Genomic DNA, 16,334 nt, shown 5'->3' with positions numbered 1-16,334 from the left:
CACCCCCCCCCGGTCGGCAGGGCCTCGTTTCTGTTCCCCGTCGGCTCTCCGCTACCGGACGGGGATCTCCAGCACCACCTTGGTGCCGCCGCCCGGCGCCGCCACCATGTCGAAGGTGCCGCCGAGTTCACCGGTGGCCAGGGTGCGGACGATCTGCAGGCCGAGGTTGCCGGCCTGCTGCGGGTCGAAGCCCTCGGGCATGCCGCGGCCGTCGTCCTGCACGGTGATCAGCAGGTACTCCTCGGGCCGGGCCCCGCCGTTCCAGCTGTCCGACCAGCCCTTGCCGCCGGCCGGGGCGCGCCCGCGCAGCGCGCTCACCTCCAGGTTGCCGGAGGCGGACGGGCCGAACGCGTGCTCCAGCGCGTTCTGGGTCAGCTCGGTGAGGATCATCGCCAGCGGGGTCGCCACCTCGGCCGACAGGATGCCGAACGAGCCGCTGCGGCGGGTCGCCACCCGGCCGTCCTGGGACAGCTCCATCACCATCGCCAGCACCCGGTCGGCGATCTCGTCGAACGCCACCTGCTCGTCCAGTGCCTGCGAGAGCGTCTCGTGCACGATCGCGATCGAGCCGACCCGGCGCACCGCCTCGTCCAGCGCGGCCCGGCCGGCGTCGGAGTCCATCCGGCGGGACTGCAGCCGGAGCAGCGCCGCGACCGTCTGCAGATTGTTCTTCACCCGGTGGTGGATCTCCCGGATGGTGGCGTCCTTGGTCATCAACTCGCGGTCACGCCGCCGCAGTTCGGTGACGTCGCGGCAGAGCACCAGCGAACCGGTGGGCGTCCCCTTCGGCTTCAGCGGAATGGTCCGCAGGGTCACCACGCCGCCCTGCGCCTCCACCTCGGTCTGCCGGGGCGCCCAGCCGCTGGCCATCTTCACCATCGACTCGTGCACCTTGCCGCGGTTCGGCGGCACCAACTCCGAGGTGGCCCGGCCGAGATGACTGCCCACCAGGTCGGTGGTCAGCCCGAGCCGGTGGTACGCCGACAGCGCGTTCGGGCTGGCGTACGTCACCACGCCCTCCGCGTCCAGCCGGATCAGCCCGTCGCCGACCCGCGGCGCCGCGTCCATGTCGGTCTGCTCGGCGCCCGGGAACGGGAAGGTGCCGGCGGCGATCATCTGCGCCAGGTCGGAGGCGCTCTGCAGGTAGGTCAGCTCGAGCCGGCTCGGGGTCCGCACCGTCAGCAGGTTGGTGTTCCGGGCGATCACGCCCAGCACCTTGCCGTCCCGTCGCACCGGGATGGACTCCACCCGCACCGGCACCTCCTCCCGCCACTCCGGGTCGCCCTCCCGGACGATCCGCCCCTCGTCGTACGCGGCGTCCAGCAGCGGCCGCCGGCCCCGGGGCACCAGGTGGCCGACCATGTCGTCCTGGTACGAGGTCGGGCCGGTGTTGGGCCGCATCTGGGCCACCGAGACGTACCGGATGCCGTCCCAGGTGGGGATCCACAGCACCAGGTCGGCGAAGGACAGGTCGGAGAGCAGCTGCCACTCCGAGACCAGCAGATGCAGCCACTCCACATCGGCACCGGTGAGGGTGGTGTGGCGGCGGACGAGTTCGTTCAGCGAGGGCACACCGTGAGCGTATCGCCGACCACTCCGGGGCACGTTGTCCAGACCAATCGGGGCGGCCCTCTGGACAACGCGGATTGGTCTAGTCCACAATAAAAGTGCACCAAGGAGAGGCCCCCCGCGCAACTGCCCTGACCGCGCGAGGCCGCTCCGAGGTCGGAGGCGTCGTTCGAGAGTCCCGCACAACTCTCGGCCGGTCCCCGCCTCCGACATACAGCTCCGGGCTGCGGTGCCGCACAGGTTGAGGGTCCTGTGTCGGCGCCGTGGCCCGTAGTGCTTTCCGAAGGACTGTGCGGGTGCCGAACCGGGGGCGCACGGGGGCACACCTCCCGGCGCCCGGTCCGCCACCCGCCCCCAACGAAAGGCCGCCCCCACCGAACGTCCGGTGGGGGCGGCCTTTCGCGTCGGGCGACGTCAGTGCGTCTCGGTGACCTTCGCGAGGGCTCGCGGCGCGTCCGGGTCCTGGCCGCGGGCGATGGTGACCTCGTAGGCGAGGAGCTGGAGCGGGAGGATCTCCAGGATCGGCTGGACCTCCTCGGGCACGCCGGCGGGCAGGGCGAAGCCCGCGCTCGCGGCGTCGACCTGGTCCTGCTGGCCGACCACGACCAGGTCCGCGCCCCGGCCGCGCAGGCGGTCCAGAACCGGCTGCAGGGCCTCGCCGCCACGGCCGTCCGGGACGATCGCGATGACCGGCGAGACGTTGTCGACCATGGCCAGCGGACCGTGCAGCAGGTCCGCGCCGGAGAACGGGGAGGCCGGGATGTAGGTGGTCTCCATCAGCTTCAGCGCCGCCTCGCGGGCGGTCGGGTAGCCGTAGCCGCGCGAGGTGATGACCAGGCGCTGGGCGAACCGGTAGCGCTCGGCGAGGGCCTTGACCTCGCCCTGGCGGGCCAGGATCCCGGCGGCCAGCTCCGGCAGCACCTTCGCCGCGGAGCCGTCGTTGCCGCGCAGGCCTTCGACGAGCAGGTACAGCGCCAGCAGCTCGGCGGTGTAGGTCTTGGTGGCGGGCAGCGCCTTCTCCGGGCCGGCCAGCACGTCGATGTGGAACTCGGAGACCTCGGCCAGCGGCGAGCCGGCGTTGTTGGTGACCGCCAGGGTGATCGCGCCGGCCTCGCGGGCCGCCTTGGTGGAGGCGACCAGGTCGGGCGAGCCTCCGGACTGGCTGACGGTGATGACCAGGCAGTCGGTGAGGTCCGGCTTGGCGCCGTACGCGGTGGTGGTGGACATCGAGGTGAGGCCGGCGGGCTTGCCGAGCAGGACCTCGATCAGGTACTTGGCGTAGAGCGCGGCGTTGTCGGAGGTGCCGCGGGCGGTGAGCAGGACGAACCGCGGGTTGCGGGCGGCGATCTGCGTGGCGATCTCACGGATCGCGGGCGCGCCCTCGTCGAGGATGCGCTGCAGGACGGCCGGCTGCTCGGCCATCTCCGCCGACATGATCCTGCCGGGTACGGAAACAGTCTGCTGGTCGGACATCGGGGTGTGCCTCCGTGGAGAGATGGTTCTACCCCGCGGGGCGGGATGCCCGACGGGGACCTCTTGAACGGCGGCGAGTCCGCACCCTCGCTGCGTGGAACTGTGCTGTGCCGATCCTACGTGGACCGGACGCCGCCGCACACGTCGTGACGGTGCGTCGGCGCCCGGTCCACCGGAATCAGGACGGGTTGTTGATCAGCTGGTCGATCTGGGCGTCGGCGTCCTTGGTGGCGTCCTCGACGCTCTTGCCCTTGAAGATCGCGTCCAGCATGTTCACCAGGACGTTCTGCTTCTCGACCGCGCCCCAGCCGGGGGCGGCCGGGGTGAACCAGGCGTCCTGGACGGCGTTGGCGGCAGCGGCGGTGGCGGGCTTGTTCTTCAGCGGCGCCAGCTGGGTCAGGTTGTTGGGGAGGGTGTCCTTGTCGGCGAGCACCTGCTCGGACGAGGTGCTGGTGAACATCCGGATCCAGTCAGCGGCGACCGCGGCGTTCTGCGACTTCGCGGTGACGGCGAGGTCGGAGCCGCCGATGAAGGAGGGCAGCGGCTTGCCGTTCGGGCCGGGCATGGTGACGATCTTCAGCGAGTCCTTGAGCGCCGGGGTGCCGGTGATCGGGGCGATCGCGTCGCTCAGCTCCCAGCCGTTGGCGTAGATCAGCGCGGCCTTCTCGTGGCCGAGCACGCCGGACTGCTTGGCCTCGTTGACCTTCAGGTCGCCCTTGTTGTACGTCCGCACCAGGTTGACGAAGTGCTGGAGGCCGGCCTGCGACTTGGGGTCGTGCAGGGTGCCGTGCCAGATGCCGCTGGAGTCGAACTTGGCGATCGAGCCGCCGTACGCGGTGACGTAGGACATCGCGGCGTACCAGTACGGTCCGGGCAGGTAGAGCGCGGAGAAGCCGGGGGTGCTCTTGTAGCGCTGGGCCACCTTGTCGAGGGCGGCGATGAGCTCGTCCTCGGTCTGCGGCAGGGCCGCGGAGCCGGTGGCGTCCTGGAACATCTTCGCGTTGTAGACGCCAACCCGGGCGCCCGCGTAATAGGGAACGCAGTAGAGCTTCTGGTTGTACGTACAGGTGTCCGCGAGGCCCTTGATCCAGTTGTCGGAGTTGTCGAAAGAACTCCGGTCGAGACCGGCCAGCGCCCCGCTCACCATGTACTTGGTGGGCTCGGTGTTGCCGAGTTCCACGACGTCGGGCGCCTGGTTGGCGGCGATCGCGGCGTCCAGCTCGGCGATCTTGTCCTTCCAGGTGTGGTAGCTGAGCTTCAGCTCCACCTTGGGGTACTTCGCGGCGAACTGGTCGTTGACCTGCTGCACCAGCTCCGGCCAGCTCTTCTGGGCGTCGTCCATCAGCCACACGGTGACGGTGCCGGTCACGGTCTTCGGGTCGACGGCGGCCGCCGGCGCGGCCGATCCCCCGCCGGACGAACAGCCGGCGACGCCGGCCAGCAGGGCCGCGGTACTGAGCGTGGCCAGAACCTGACGCTTCACGCAATTCCTCCGAATTGGATGCGGGGAGGTCTGCGAGGGTGGTACAGACCAGCTTTTCGGATCCTGGCCTAGACCATTTGCAGCGTCAACGCACGTAATGATTACAAGTCCCGCTTGTTGTCGATCCGTTGCTCGTTCTGCCCCGGTCACGTCAATACCGGGGCGGGTATGCCGCTTAAGGCTCACTTAAGGTGGCCTTCAGGCCACGTTGAGCAACCGGAGGAACTCGTTCCGCAGGGGTCGATTCGTCCCGCCATATCCGGATCCGCCCCCGACTTGGTCCAGTCCAACACGGCGGAGTCAAGCGTTGATAACGGCTTGTGCAGACGCTCTTCGATCCCTTGACGCTCGTCATTGGTCCATGCCAATCTCCAGGCGTTGGTCTAAACCAATGGTCTACTCCACCTCACGGATCGACCCGCCTGCCCCGGCAGTTCGCATCCGTGTCATCCGGTGACGTTCCCCCAACGGCACGACGCAGCTTCAGGGCCCATGGCCCGGCGGCCCGGTGCCCTACCTTGCTCATCCCTCTGGAGGATGGTTTGAACCGCAAGATCGCAGCCGTGGCCGCTATCGCCACCGTGCTCGTCGCCTCGGCTTGCTCCTCGTCGTCGTCCAGCTCCGGCGGTGACAAGGCCACCCTGAGCAAGGACGGCAAGGGCAAGAAGATCACCGTCTGGCTGATGCAGGACGCCGACAAGGGCTGGCCCGAGGTCGTCGAGGCGGCGAAGAAGGAGTTCACCGCCCAGACCGGCGCCGAGGTCGACATCCAGTGGCAGACCTGGACCAACTACACCACCAAGCTCGACACCGCCCTGCTCTCCGGCAACGCCCCCGACGCGCTGGAGGTCGGCAACACCCAGGCCGCCAAGTACATCGAGGCCGGCTCCTTCGTCGACCTGACCTCGGTCAAGAGCCAGTTCGACAACTCGGACAAGTGGCTGGACTCGGTCGCCGCCTCCGGCCAGTCGGCCGACGGCACCAAGACCTACGCCGTCCCGTACTACGCCGGCGCCCGCGTCCTGATCTACCGCAAGGACCTGTTCGACGCCGCCGGTGTCACTCAGGCCCCGACCACCGTGGCCGAGCTGAAGGACGCGCTGACCAAGGTCAAGGCCGCCAACGCCAGCGTCCCGGGCTTCTCCGCGCTGTACATGCCGGGCCAGAACTGGTACTCCGCCGTCTCCTTCGGCGCCGACCAGTTCGGTGTCAAGGGTGTCATCGCCAAGAAGGACGGCGACAAGTGGACCGGCAACCTGACCGACCCGAAGTTCATCGAGGGCGTCAAGACCTGGAACGACCTCCAGAAGGAGTTCTCGACCGGCGGCACCACCAGTGACGAGGCCACCCAGGACGCGCTGATGGCCAAGGGCAACATCGCCGCCATCATCGGCAACGGCTGGGAGGTCAGCAGCGTCGCGGACCCGAAGATCGGTGACCCGGCGCTGAAGGACAAGCTCGCCACCATCGCCCTCCCGGGCACCGCGGCCGGCTCCCCGACCCCGGCGTTCCTCGGCGGCTCCGACCTGGCCGTCCCGTCCAAGGCCGCCAACCCGGGCCTGGGCGCGACCTTCCTGCAGATCTACACCAACACCGCGCAGGAGACGGCGCTGGCCAAGCACGCCATCCCGAACGCCAAGAACCTGGTCGCCGCCTACAAGCAGGCCGACCCGGCGAACAAGGCGGCCGGTGAGGCGGCCGAGGGCCAGACCTGGTTCATCCCGAACTCGCCGCTGTGGTCCGGTGCCGACGAGACCGCGCTGAAGACCGCCTTCGCGGCGATCGCCGGCGGCGGCGACCCGGCCACCGAGCTCAAGAAGGCCCAGGACACCATCATCAAGGACCTGAACGGCTGACCCAGCTGATCCGCGGTCGGCCGGGCAGTCCGCTTCCCGGCCGACCACCGCACTGAGCGCCAGTAAAGGGGGGCAGTCCGCAATCGCGCGGACTGCCCGCCCGTGCGCCAGGACCGACCAGAATCGCGGGCCCGGGAAGGACCCTGATGAGTGTGACCACCAACGAGACCGTGACCCGGTCCGAAAAGTCGGGGCCTGCCCCGGCGGGGAAGCCGCAGCGCCGCGGGTTCTTCGCAGCCGGCCAGTACATCCCCTACACCCTCCTGCTGCCCGCCGTCGTCGTACTGGTGGGCGTTCTGGCGTATCCGCTGTTCAGACTGTTCGACCTGTCGTTCCAGAACATCAACCGGTACTCGTACCTGGTGAACCCGGCGCTGTCGAAGTACATCGGTTTCAAGGGCTACAGCGCGATCCTCGGGGACAGCCAGTTCTGGGAGGTCGTGCTCCGCTCGATCTACTTCACCGCCGAGCTGGTCATCCTCTCGATAGTGCTGAGCATGCTGATCGCGCTGCTCCTCAACCGGGTGTCCAACTGGGCCCGGGTCACCGTCATCACCGTGATGATGTTCGTCTGGGCGATCCCGGCGCTGGTCAACGGCCAGGTCTTCCGCTGGCTGTTCTCCTCCAACGGCGGCGTGGTCGACTACCTGGCCTTCCTGATCACCGGAGACGAGTCGTGGAAGCACTACGACTGGTTCGCCGACCCGACCGTCGGTCTCTACGTGGTCGCCGCCGCCGTCGTCATCTGGGGCGCGCTGCCTTTCCTGGTCCTCGGCCTGTACGCCGCGCTGACCCAGGTTCCGGCCGAGCTGACCGAGGCCGCCAAGCTGGACGGCGCCAACCACTTCCAGGTCTTCCGGCACGTGACCCTGCCGATCATCCGACCGTTCCTGATGATCTCCACCGCGCTCAGCTTCATCTGGGACTTCCAGGTCTTCGCCCAGGTCTTCGCGCTGCGCAACACCTCGCCGGAGCCCGGCTACTGGACCATCGGCACCTACCTGTACATGAACGGCATCGTCCGCTCCCGGTACAGCGAGAGCTCGGTGATCTCGATCGTCATGATCCTCATGATGCTGGCGGTCCTGGTGTTCTACATCCGCCAGATGCTCAAGATCGGAGCCAACGAGCGATGACCGCGACGACCACGCACCCGTCCGGGCCGCCGGTGGCACCCGAGGCCCCCAAGCGCGCGAAGAAGGCCAAGGTCCGCACCGTCGGCCGCAGCCCCGCGATGACCTGGTTCTGGAACGCCCTCGCGATCGGCGTCGCCGTGGTGATGGCGTTCCCGATCTACTGGATGATCCTCACCACGTTCAAGACGAACAAGGACCTGATCGCCCAGGACCCGACCTTCTGGCCCTCGACCTTCTCGTTCGAGAGCTACAAGACGATCTTCAACGACGCGGAGTTCCTGCCGTCGCTGCAGAACACCCTGATACTCACCCTCGGCGCGGTGGCGCTCGGTGTGGTGGTGGGCTTCCTCGCCGCCGTCGGCGTGGCCCGGTTCAACTTCCGCGGCCGCAGCTTCTTCATCGTCACCATGCTGGTGGTCCAGATGGTGCCGCTGCTGGCGATCATCATTCCGCTGTTCGTGGTGATGAACAACGCCGGCATGACCAACTCGCTGATCGGCGTGGTCCTCGCGTACCTGGTCTTCACCGTGCCGTACGTGATCTGGACGCTGCGTTCCTTCATCGTGAACATCCCGGCGGAGCTGGACGAGGCCGCCATGGTCGACGGCTGCACCCAGTGGGGCGCGTTCTTCCGCGTCATCCTGCCGCTCACCCTGCCCGGCCTGATCACCACCGGCGTCTACAGCTGGATCCAGGCGTGGAACGAGTTCATCGTCGCCAATGTCCTGCTCGGCAGCAGCAACACCCACACCTCGATGATGTGGCTGACCTTCTACTCCACCACCCCCACCCGGGGTGCGGACTACGGCTCGCAGATGGCCGGCGGTCTGCTGGTCTCGCTGCCCGTGATCATCCTGTTCGTGTTCTTCCAGAAGAAGGTGTCGGCGGGTCTCACCGCCGGTGCGGTCAAGGGCTGAGCCCGTTTCCACACCCCAATCGCACCTGAAGCACCTCCACCCCCAGGGAAGGAACCATGGCGATGCCCGGTACGGAAAGCGCTGAACTCCTGCGCGACGCCGGAGCGGTCCTGCAGCCCGGCTTCGCCGGTCTGACCGCACCCGAGTGGCTGCGCCGCAGACTGGGCGACGGCGAACTCGGCGGCGTCGCCCTGTTCGGCCGCAACATCCGCACCCCGCAGCAGGTCGCCGCGCTGACCGGGGAGATGTACGCGCTCAACGGCGACCTGCTGATCGCCGTCGACGAGGAGGGCGGCGACGTCACCCGCCTCGAAGTGACCAGCGGGTCCTCCTACCCGGGGAACCTGGCGCTCGGTGAGGTCGACGACACCGACCTCACCGAGCGGGTCGCCCGCTCGATCGGGCTCGACCTGGCCGCCGTCGGCGTGAACCTGAACTACGCGCCGGACGCGGACGTCAACTCCAACCCTGACAACCCGGTGATCGGCGTCCGGTCCTTCGGCGGCGACGGCGACCTGGCGGCCCGGCACACCGCCGCGTACGTCCGCGGCCTGCAGTCCGCCGGCGTCGCGGCCTGCGCCAAGCACTTCCCCGGCCATGGCGACACGGCCGGCGACTCGCACCTCGGACTGCCCCGGATCGACCTGGCCGCCGAGCAGTTCGGCGCGCACCTGCTGCCCTTCAAGGCCGCCATCGCGGCCGGCGCGAAGAGCATCATGACGGCGCACATCCTGTTCGACGCCTACGACGCCCAGCTGCCCGCGACCATGTCGCAGCGCATCCTGACCGGCCTGCTCCGCGAGGAGTTGGGCTTCGACGGGCTGATCGTCACCGACGGCATCGAGATGGGCGCCATCTCCGGCACCCACGGCGTCGCGGCCGGCTCGGTCCGGGCCGTGGCGGCCGGCGCCGACACCATCTGCGTCGGCGGCGGCCTGCACGACGAGGACGCCTTCGTGTACCTGCGCGACGCGCTGGTGTGGGCGGTCCGCGAGGGCCGGCTGTCGGCCGAGCGGCTGCACGAGGCCGCCGAGCGCAACCGGGCGGTGGCCCACTGGTCCGCCGCCGTGCGGGCCTCCCAGGTCGGCCGGCAGGGCGACGTCGGCGTCGGCCTGACCGCCGCCCGCCGGGCGCTGCGGATCACCGGCGAGCTGCGCCCGCTGGCCGGGGTGCCGCACGTGGTGGAGTTCTCCCCCGGCGCGAACATCGCGGCCGGCGAGGACACCCCGTGGGGCGTGGCCGGTCCGCTGGCCGAGCTGGTCCCCGGCACCACCTCCAGCCGCGTCTCCCCGCCCGCCACCGTCACCGAGGGCTCCGGCCTGCTGTCGGTGGTGGTCGCCGCCGACGACGCGCGGATCGACACCGCCCCGCTGCTCGGCGCGGCGGTGGGCCGTCCGCTGGTGCTGGTGGTGCGCGACGTGCACCGGCACGCCTGGATGCGCCGGGCCGCGCTCGCCCTGGTGGAGCACCGCCCGGACGCCGTGGTGGTGGAGATCGGCACCGCCCACGGGCTGACCGAACTCTTCGCCCCGCTGGGCGTCACCACCCTTGCCACGTACGGTGGTTCACGGGTCGGCGGAATCGCCGCGGCGGAGGCGCTGGCCGGCCTCGCGGTGACCGCGGCCGCCGCCGGCTGAGACACTCGGGTACGGGCCCGGAACGGGCGCCAGGCGCTCCGTTCCGGGCCCGTCGCATGCCGGTTTGCCCGCAGGTGCTCCCGCTTGCTCACCCGTGCATGCAAACATGTGCTGTTACATAGGACTTAGGGGTCCCTTAAGGGCCCGTCTCCAACGAGGAGTGAGAGCTGCCATGAGTGGCGACAGGGATTCGGTGCTCGCCGAGGGCTCCACGGTGCCGACCCAGACCGGCCCTGCCACCACCACGGCCCGGGTACCGAAGTACTACGGCCTGAAGCGGCACCTGCTGCAGCTGACCGAGACCCAGCCGGCCGGCACCCCGGTGCCCCCGGAGCGGGCACTGGCCGCGCAGTTCGACACCTCCCGGACCACCGTCCGGCAGGCGCTGCAGGAGCTGGTGGTCGAGGGCCGGCTGGAGCGCATCCAGGGCAAGGGCACCTTCGTCGCCAAGCCGAAGGTCGCCCAGGCGCTGCAACTGACCTCGTACACCGAGGACATGCGCGCCCAGGGCCTGGAGCCGACCTCCCGGCTGGTCGAGGTCGCGTACATCTCCGCGGACGAGCGGCTCGCCCCGCTGCTGGACATCAAGCCCGGCGGGCGCGTCCTGCGGATCGAGCGCCTGCGGCTCGCGAACGGCGACCCGATGGCGATCGAGGTGGCGCACCTGTCGGCCAAGCGCTTCCCCGCGCTCCGCCGCAACCTCGCCAAGCACAACTCGCTGTACACCGCGCTGCGCGAGGTCTACGGCGTGACGGTCGCGGAGGCCGAGGAGACCATCGAGACCACCCTGGCCAACCCGCGCGAGGCCGGCCTGCTCGGCTCCGACCTGGGCCTGCCGATGCTCCAGCTGTCCCGGCACTCCTTCGACGCGGACGGCGCACCGGTGGAGTGGGTGCGGTCGATCTACCGCGGGGACCGGTACAAGTTCACCACCAGGTTGCAGCGGCCCGAATAGCCGTCAGCCGGGGTTCCCGGACAAGCACAGCACGACCAGGTTGCAGCGGCCCGAACAGCCGTCAGCCGGGGTTCCCGGACAAGCACAGCACGACCAGGTTGCAGCGGCCCGAACAGCCGTCAGCCGGGGTTCCCGGACAAGCACAGCACCACCAGGTTGCAGCGGCCCGGACAGGCCCGGCTTCAGCGGCCCGAGTAACGCGTAGTTGACAGGGTAGTGACACAACTCACTCCCCTGCCCTACTCTCGCGGGGACCTTTCGATCACCGAAGGTGCTGCTCGGCGGACGCACAGCGATGTGCGGTGCGGCGCCAGTGAGGTGACTCCTCGTCATCCGGGAGCCGCTTGTGTCGTCTCAATCGCCGTCCGCGGGCGCACTGCCCGCGGTCTCCCCCGCCCGGGTGCTGGCCGGCCTGTGCCTGCTGGTGCCGATCGTGGTGGTGCTGTGGGTGCCGTCGTACACCAAGTCCGATCCGGTGCTCGGCGGCATGCCGTTCTTCTACTGGTACCAACTGATGTGGGTGCCGCTGTCGGCGGTGTTCACCACGTCTGCGTACCTGCTGCTGCGCCGCGACGAGGCCGCCCGCCGGGCCGCCTCGGCCGCGTCGCTGCCGGTGCCGTCCCAGCCGGACGGGGGTGAGCAGTCGTGAAGCACGTGGACTGGACCGCGATGACGGTCTTCCTGCTGTTCTTCGCCGCGGTCACCGTGATGGGCTTCCTGGCCTCGCGCTGGCGCCGGGCCGGCGACGCCCAGCACCTGCACGAGTGGGGTCTGGGCGGCCGCAGCTTCGGCACCTGGATCACCTGGTTCCTGCTGGGCGGCGACCTGTACACGGCGTACACGTTCATCGCGGTGCCGGCCGCGGTCTACGCGACGGGTGCGGCGGGCTTCTTCGCGGTGCCGTACACGATCATCGCGTACCCGCTGGTGTTCCTGATCCTGCCGCGGCTGTGGTCGGTGTCGCGGGTGCACGGGTACGTGACGCCGGCGGACTTCGTGCGCGGGCGGTACGGCTCGCGCGGGCTGTCGGTGGCGGTGGCGCTGACCGGCATCCTGGCGACCATGCCGTACGTGGCGCTGCAACTGGTGGGCATTCAGGCGGTGCTGTCCGTGCTGGGCGTGGGCAGCAGCGGGAACTGGTTCCTGCAGGACCTGCCGCTGTTCGTGGCGTTCGGCGTGCTGGCCGCGTACACGTACTCGTCGGGTCTGCGGGCGCCGGCGCTGATCGCGTTCGTCAAGGACGCCCTGGTGTACGTGGTGATCCTGGTCGCGGTGATCTACATCCCGATGCGCCTCGGCGGCTACGGGCACATCTTCGACGCGGCGGCGCACAAGTTCTCGCCGGACCCGGTGACCGGGAAGGCCCCGGCGGGCTCGCTGATCCTCGGGCCGAAGGCGCAGTGGTCGTACGCGACGCTGGCGTTCGGGTCGGCGCTGGCGCTGTTCATGTACCCGCACTCGGTGACGGGCGTGCTGGCGGCGAAGTCCCGGAACACGGTGCGCCGCAACATGGCGATCCTGCCGACGTACTCGCTGATGCTGGGCCTGCTGGCGCTGCTGGGCTTCATGGCGATCGCCGCCGGGGTGAGCAAGGGCGACCCGCACTTCAACGCCCAGCTGGCCGTTCCGCAGCTGTTCGCGGACATGTTCCCGAGCTGGTTCGCCGGCGTGGCGTTCGCGGCGATCGGGGTGGGTGCGCTGGTGCCGGCCGCGATCATGTCGATCGCGGCGGCGAACCTGTTCACCCGCAACGTCTACAAGGAGTTCCTGAAGCCGGACGCGACGCCGGCCGACGAGACCCGGGTGGCGAAGATCGCCTCGCTGCTGGTGAAGGTCGGCGCGCTGGCGTTCGTGCTGGTGATGGACAAGCAGGCGGCGATCAACATGCAGCTGCTGGGCGGCGTGTGGATCCTGCAGACCGCGGTGGCGATGGTGGCGGGCCTGTTCACCCGCTGGTTCCACCGCTGGGCGCTGCTGGCCGGCTGGGCGGTCGGCATGGTCTACGGCACCTGGAAGGCGTACGGGATCGCGTCGCCGGCCACCAGGCACTTCGGCGGGTCGGCCGCGAAGATCCCGGTGCTCGGGGAGATCGGCTACATCGGTCTGACCGGGTTCGTGCTGAACCTGCTCGTCGCGGTGGTGCTGACGCTGGTGCTGCGGGCCCTGAAGGCCCCGGAGGGGGCCGACGAGACGTCGAAGGCCGACTACACCGCGGAGGCCGGCGACGAGGCGGTGGAGAAGGCTCCGCAGCCCACGCTGGCGCACTGACGCGTGCGGGGGCGCAACCAGCCCCCGTATGCGCCCTTGGGTCGCGCCGTTGCCTCGATCGACACTGGGGTGACGGCGCGATCATCTGTTATGACAGCGCTTTTCGGGAGAGACCGGGAGAGACGAGCACCACCGAAGCAGCACCGACAACGGGGAGCCACCGCCAATGACCGACCTCACCGCGGTACGCAACGGCCACCGCACCCACACCGACGGCGGACGGCGGCTGCCGTCGGTCCTGATCGCCACCCGGCACGGCGAGTCCACGGCCAACGTGGAGTTCCGGCACGCGGACGCCACCGGCGCCCTGACCGTCCCGATCACCTGCCGGGACGCCGACATCCCGCTCTCCATGCGCGGCCAGGCCCAGGCCGTCGACCTGGGCCGCTGGTGGGCCGCCCTGCCGCCCGCCGACCGGCCCCGTTCGGTGTGGTGCTCCCCGTACGTGCGCACCGCGGAGACCGCGAGAATCGCCCTCGCCCAGGCCTCCGGGCTGGGCGCCGTCCCGGTCGGCCTGCCGGTCCGCTACGACGAGCGGCTGCGCGACCGCGAACTGGGCGTGCTGGAGATGCTCACCAAGGCCGCCATCGAACGCGACCACCCCGCCGAGGCGGAGCGCCGCCGGCGGATGGGCGAGCTGTACTACCGGCCGCCCGGCGGCGAGTCCTGGCTGGACGTGGCGCTGCGGGTGCGCGGCCTGCTGCGCGACCTGGGCGAGGAGGAGGCGGGCCGGCCGGTGCTGCTGGTCGCGCACGACTGCACGGTGCTGATGCTGCGTCATGTGCTGGACCGGCTCGGCGAGGAGGAGCTGCTGGCGCTGCCGCCGGTCGCCAACTGCTCGACCAGCGTGTGGCGGGCCCGCGAGGGCGGGCTGCGGCCGTCCGGCTGGAACCAGACCGCGCACCTGTCCTGAGCGCCCGTCAGGCGCTCCTGAGGCGGGCCGTCCCGGCCGGGCCGCCGGGGCCGCCGAAGGCCCGCCGGTAGGCCTGCGGGGTGGTGCCGAGGCGGCGGCCGAAGTGGTGCCGCAGGGTGGCGGCGTTGCCGAAGCCGCAGCGGGCGGCGACCGCGTCCACGCTCTCGTCGGTGGACTCCAGCAGGCGCTGCGCGAACAGCACCCGCTGGCCGGTCAGCCAGCGGTGCGGGGTGGTGCCGGTCTCCTGCTGGAAGCGCCGGGCGAAGGTGCGCGGGGACATGTGGGCCTGCCGGGCGAGCTCGTCCACGCTGGTCTCCCGGTCGAGGTGGCGGCGCATCCACTCCAGCGTGCCGGCCAGCGAGTCGCCGTCGCCCTCGGGCAGCGGGCGGTTGATGAACTGGGCCTGCCCGCCGTCGCGGTGCGGGGCGACCACCATCCGGCGGGCGATCGCCCGGGCCACCTCGGCGCCCTGCACCTTGCGCACCAGGTGCAGGCAGGCGTCGATGCCGGCGGCGGTGCCGGCCGAGGTGATCACCGGGTCGTCGTCCACGTACAGCACGTCGGGTTCGACGGTGGTCAGCGGGAAGCGCTCGGCCATCACGTCGGCGTACTGCCAGTGGGTGGTGCTGCGGCGGCCGTCGAGCAGGCCCGCGGCGCCGAGCAGGAAGCTGCCGGAGCAGATCGACAGCGTGTACGCGCCGCGGGCGTGGGCGGCCCGCAGCGCCTCGCACAGCGCCTCGGGGTACTGCGCGCGGATGCCGGTGGCGGTGGCGATCACCAGGTCCGCCTCGGCGATCCGCTCCGGGCCGTACGGGACGTGGATGTCGAAGCCGGAGTGCGTGCGCATCGGGCCGGGCCGGTCGCCGACCAGGCCGAACTCGTACACCGGCAGGCCGGCGGCGCCGCGGTCGAGGCCGAACACCTCGCAGGCCACGCCCAGCTCGAACGGGTGGATCTCCTCCAGCACGATGACCGCGACGTTCTTCAGCATCGGTCCAGCATGGCAGTGGCAGGATTTCGAGGCAATGCTGCATTTCTGCCACTCGTGGCGGGGCGCGGCGGCGCGGAGAGTGGAGCCATGACCTCCGCGCTCGCCCTGCTGGGCCTCATCGGCAGCTTCGGACTCCTCGGCGTTCTGGTCGGCCGCGACCTGGACCGCAACGGCCGGACCGGCCGCGACAACGTGCACCGGCCGACCGGATACCCGTTCGACCCGGACCTGGCCGATCCGCGCCGCGCCCGGTCCGGCACACTGTCCGGATGCACTCCCCGATCGTCCGCCGCGCCCTCGACCACGACCTCGCCGGAGCCGGGGAGGTCAGCATCGAAGCCTTCGTCGGCGACGGCTTCACCGATCCCGGCTCGGGCTACGTCGGGCTCCTGAGAGACGCCGCACGGCGCAACCGGGAGGCCGAGCTGCTGGTCGCCGTCGACGGCGCGGACGGGCCGGTGCTCGGCTGTGTGACCTTCGCCGCGGGCGGCACCGAGTGGGCGGACATCGCGCTGCCGCACGAGGGCGAGATCCGGATGCTGGCGGTCGCCGCGGCGGCCCGCGGGCGCGGCATCGGCCGGCTGCTGGTGTCCGCGGCGATCGATCGCAGCCGGGAACTCGGACTGGCCGGAATGGCGTTCTCGACCCGGCCGACGATGACCGCGGCGCACCGGATCTACGATGCTCTGGGCTTCCTCCGCACCCCCGAACGGGACTGGGAGGCGGCCCCCGGCATGAACCTGATGGTCTACACGATGCGGTTCTGAGGCCCCTCGGGCGCGGTTTCCGTTGTCTACGCGCGGCACCACGACGCGACACGCGCTACTACATCTGGTGCCGCCAGCTCCAGCCGCCACAACATGTATGCTCGACCTCGCTGTCGAAGCAGGGGAACCCGGTGCGAATCCGGGACTGCCCCGCAACGGTGAGCGGGCTGTAGCGACGCCCGCGCAGTCCGAGGACCTGCTGACGGTGTGCGACACGGCATCCCCGCAGACGCCATGCAGCACTGCTTTGCCGTCCGGCCTCGCGGGCGGGCCGGGGGTGGGTCTTTCGCGCGCCGTTCGAGCGTTTTCGGCGTGCCGTCCTCCCCTGCCGCCTGCGTGCTGCCGGACACCTCGAATTACGTCCGTCGC

Annotated in this window: 13 protein-coding genes and 1 riboswitch; of the genes, 9 read left to right on the top strand and 4 right to left on the bottom strand. The window is 70.4% G+C overall.

The genetic code is table 11. The annotated features are described in order from the left end of the window. Nucleotides 1-51 precede the first annotated feature (51 nt). The 3 genes from ACIQF6_RS12155 to ACIQF6_RS12145 all read right to left on the bottom strand — a co-directional run bounded on the left by ACIQF6_RS12155 (nt 52) and on the right by ACIQF6_RS12145 (nt 4,525). On the bottom strand, nt 52-1,572 hold the full coding sequence (locus tag ACIQF6_RS12155; protein ID WP_400893396.1) for a sensor histidine kinase: 1,521 nt from the start codon (nt 1,570-1,572) through the stop codon (nt 52-54). A 411-nt stretch (nt 1,573-1,983) separates the two neighbouring features. After that, a complete protein-coding gene (locus tag ACIQF6_RS12150; protein ID WP_400893394.1) occupies nt 1,984-3,042 on the bottom strand; it encodes an SIS domain-containing protein in 1,059 nt (352 codons plus the stop codon). A gap of 178 nt (nt 3,043-3,220) precedes the next feature. Then, on the bottom strand, nt 3,221-4,525 hold the full coding sequence (locus ACIQF6_RS12145; protein WP_400893392.1) for a sugar transporter: 1,305 nt from the start codon (nt 4,523-4,525) through the stop codon (nt 3,221-3,223). A gap of 542 nt (nt 4,526-5,067) precedes the next feature. Here ACIQF6_RS12145 and ACIQF6_RS12140 point away from each other — a divergent pair. The 8 genes from ACIQF6_RS12140 (at nt 5,068) to ACIQF6_RS12105 (ending at nt 14,207) form a co-directional block, all read left to right on the top strand. Beyond that, complete coding sequence (locus ACIQF6_RS12140) at nt 5,068-6,381, top strand: extracellular solute-binding protein (RefSeq protein WP_400893390.1); 1,314 nt, start codon at nt 5,068-5,070, stop codon at nt 6,379-6,381. A 146-nt stretch (nt 6,382-6,527) separates the two neighbouring features. Next, the gene (locus ACIQF6_RS12135) at nt 6,528-7,517 is read left to right on the top strand and encodes a carbohydrate ABC transporter permease (protein WP_400893388.1); all 990 of its coding nucleotides are present in this window, start codon (nt 6,528-6,530) and stop codon (nt 7,515-7,517) included. Continuing rightward, a complete protein-coding gene (locus tag ACIQF6_RS12130; RefSeq protein ID WP_400893386.1) occupies nt 7,514-8,434 on the top strand; it encodes a carbohydrate ABC transporter permease in 921 nt (306 codons plus the stop codon). Before ACIQF6_RS12135 ends, ACIQF6_RS12130 begins: the two co-directional genes overlap by 4 nt. A 62-nt stretch (nt 8,435-8,496) precedes the next feature. Next, on the top strand, nt 8,497-10,071 hold the full coding sequence (locus tag ACIQF6_RS12125; RefSeq protein WP_400893383.1) for a glycoside hydrolase family 3 protein: 1,575 nt from the start codon (nt 8,497-8,499) through the stop codon (nt 10,069-10,071). 172 nt (nt 10,072-10,243) lie between these two features. Next, nucleotides 10,244-11,026, top strand: a complete 783-nt coding sequence (locus ACIQF6_RS12120) for a GntR family transcriptional regulator (protein WP_400893381.1) — start codon at nt 10,244-10,246, stop codon at nt 11,024-11,026. A gap of 346 nt (nt 11,027-11,372) precedes the next feature. Further along, nucleotides 11,373-11,675: a DUF3311 domain-containing protein gene (locus ACIQF6_RS12115; RefSeq protein ID WP_400893379.1), complete on the top strand. Its 303-nt coding sequence runs from the start codon at nt 11,373-11,375 to the stop codon at nt 11,673-11,675. Between the two features lie 20 nt (nt 11,676-11,695). After that, entirely contained in the window at nt 11,696-13,294 is a 1,599-nt protein-coding gene (gene mctP / locus ACIQF6_RS12110) for a monocarboxylate uptake permease MctP (RefSeq protein ID WP_400893904.1), read from the top strand. Nucleotides 13,295-13,460: 166 nt separating this feature from the next. Then, nucleotides 13,461-14,207, top strand: a complete 747-nt coding sequence (locus ACIQF6_RS12105; protein ID WP_400893377.1) for a histidine phosphatase family protein — start codon at nt 13,461-13,463, stop codon at nt 14,205-14,207. Between the two features lie 7 nt (nt 14,208-14,214). Here ACIQF6_RS12105 and ACIQF6_RS12100 read toward each other — a convergent pair whose 3' ends face one another. Continuing rightward, nucleotides 14,215-15,198 carry a helix-turn-helix domain-containing protein gene (locus tag ACIQF6_RS12100; RefSeq protein ID WP_400893375.1) on the bottom strand — a complete coding sequence of 328 codons (984 nt, stop codon included), beginning with the start codon at nt 15,196-15,198 and terminating at the stop codon, nt 14,215-14,217. Between the two features lie 269 nt (nt 15,199-15,467). On the opposite strand from ACIQF6_RS12100, the gene ACIQF6_RS12095 reads away from it, so the two are divergent. Beyond that, a complete protein-coding gene (locus ACIQF6_RS12095; RefSeq protein WP_400893373.1) occupies nt 15,468-15,965 on the top strand; it encodes a GNAT family N-acetyltransferase in 498 nt (165 codons plus the stop codon). Between the two features lie 80 nt (nt 15,966-16,045). After that, a riboswitch (cobalamin riboswitch) is annotated at nt 16,046-16,184 on the top strand. Nucleotides 16,185-16,334 lie beyond the last annotated feature (150 nt).

The sequence above is a fragment of the Kitasatospora sp. NPDC092948 genome (assembly GCF_044754805.1).
Taxonomy (GTDB): domain Bacteria; phylum Actinomycetota; class Actinomycetes; order Streptomycetales; family Streptomycetaceae; genus Kitasatospora.
The sequence above is the reverse complement of the archived record's forward strand: the minus strand, read 5'-3'. Positions and strand labels throughout refer to the sequence as shown.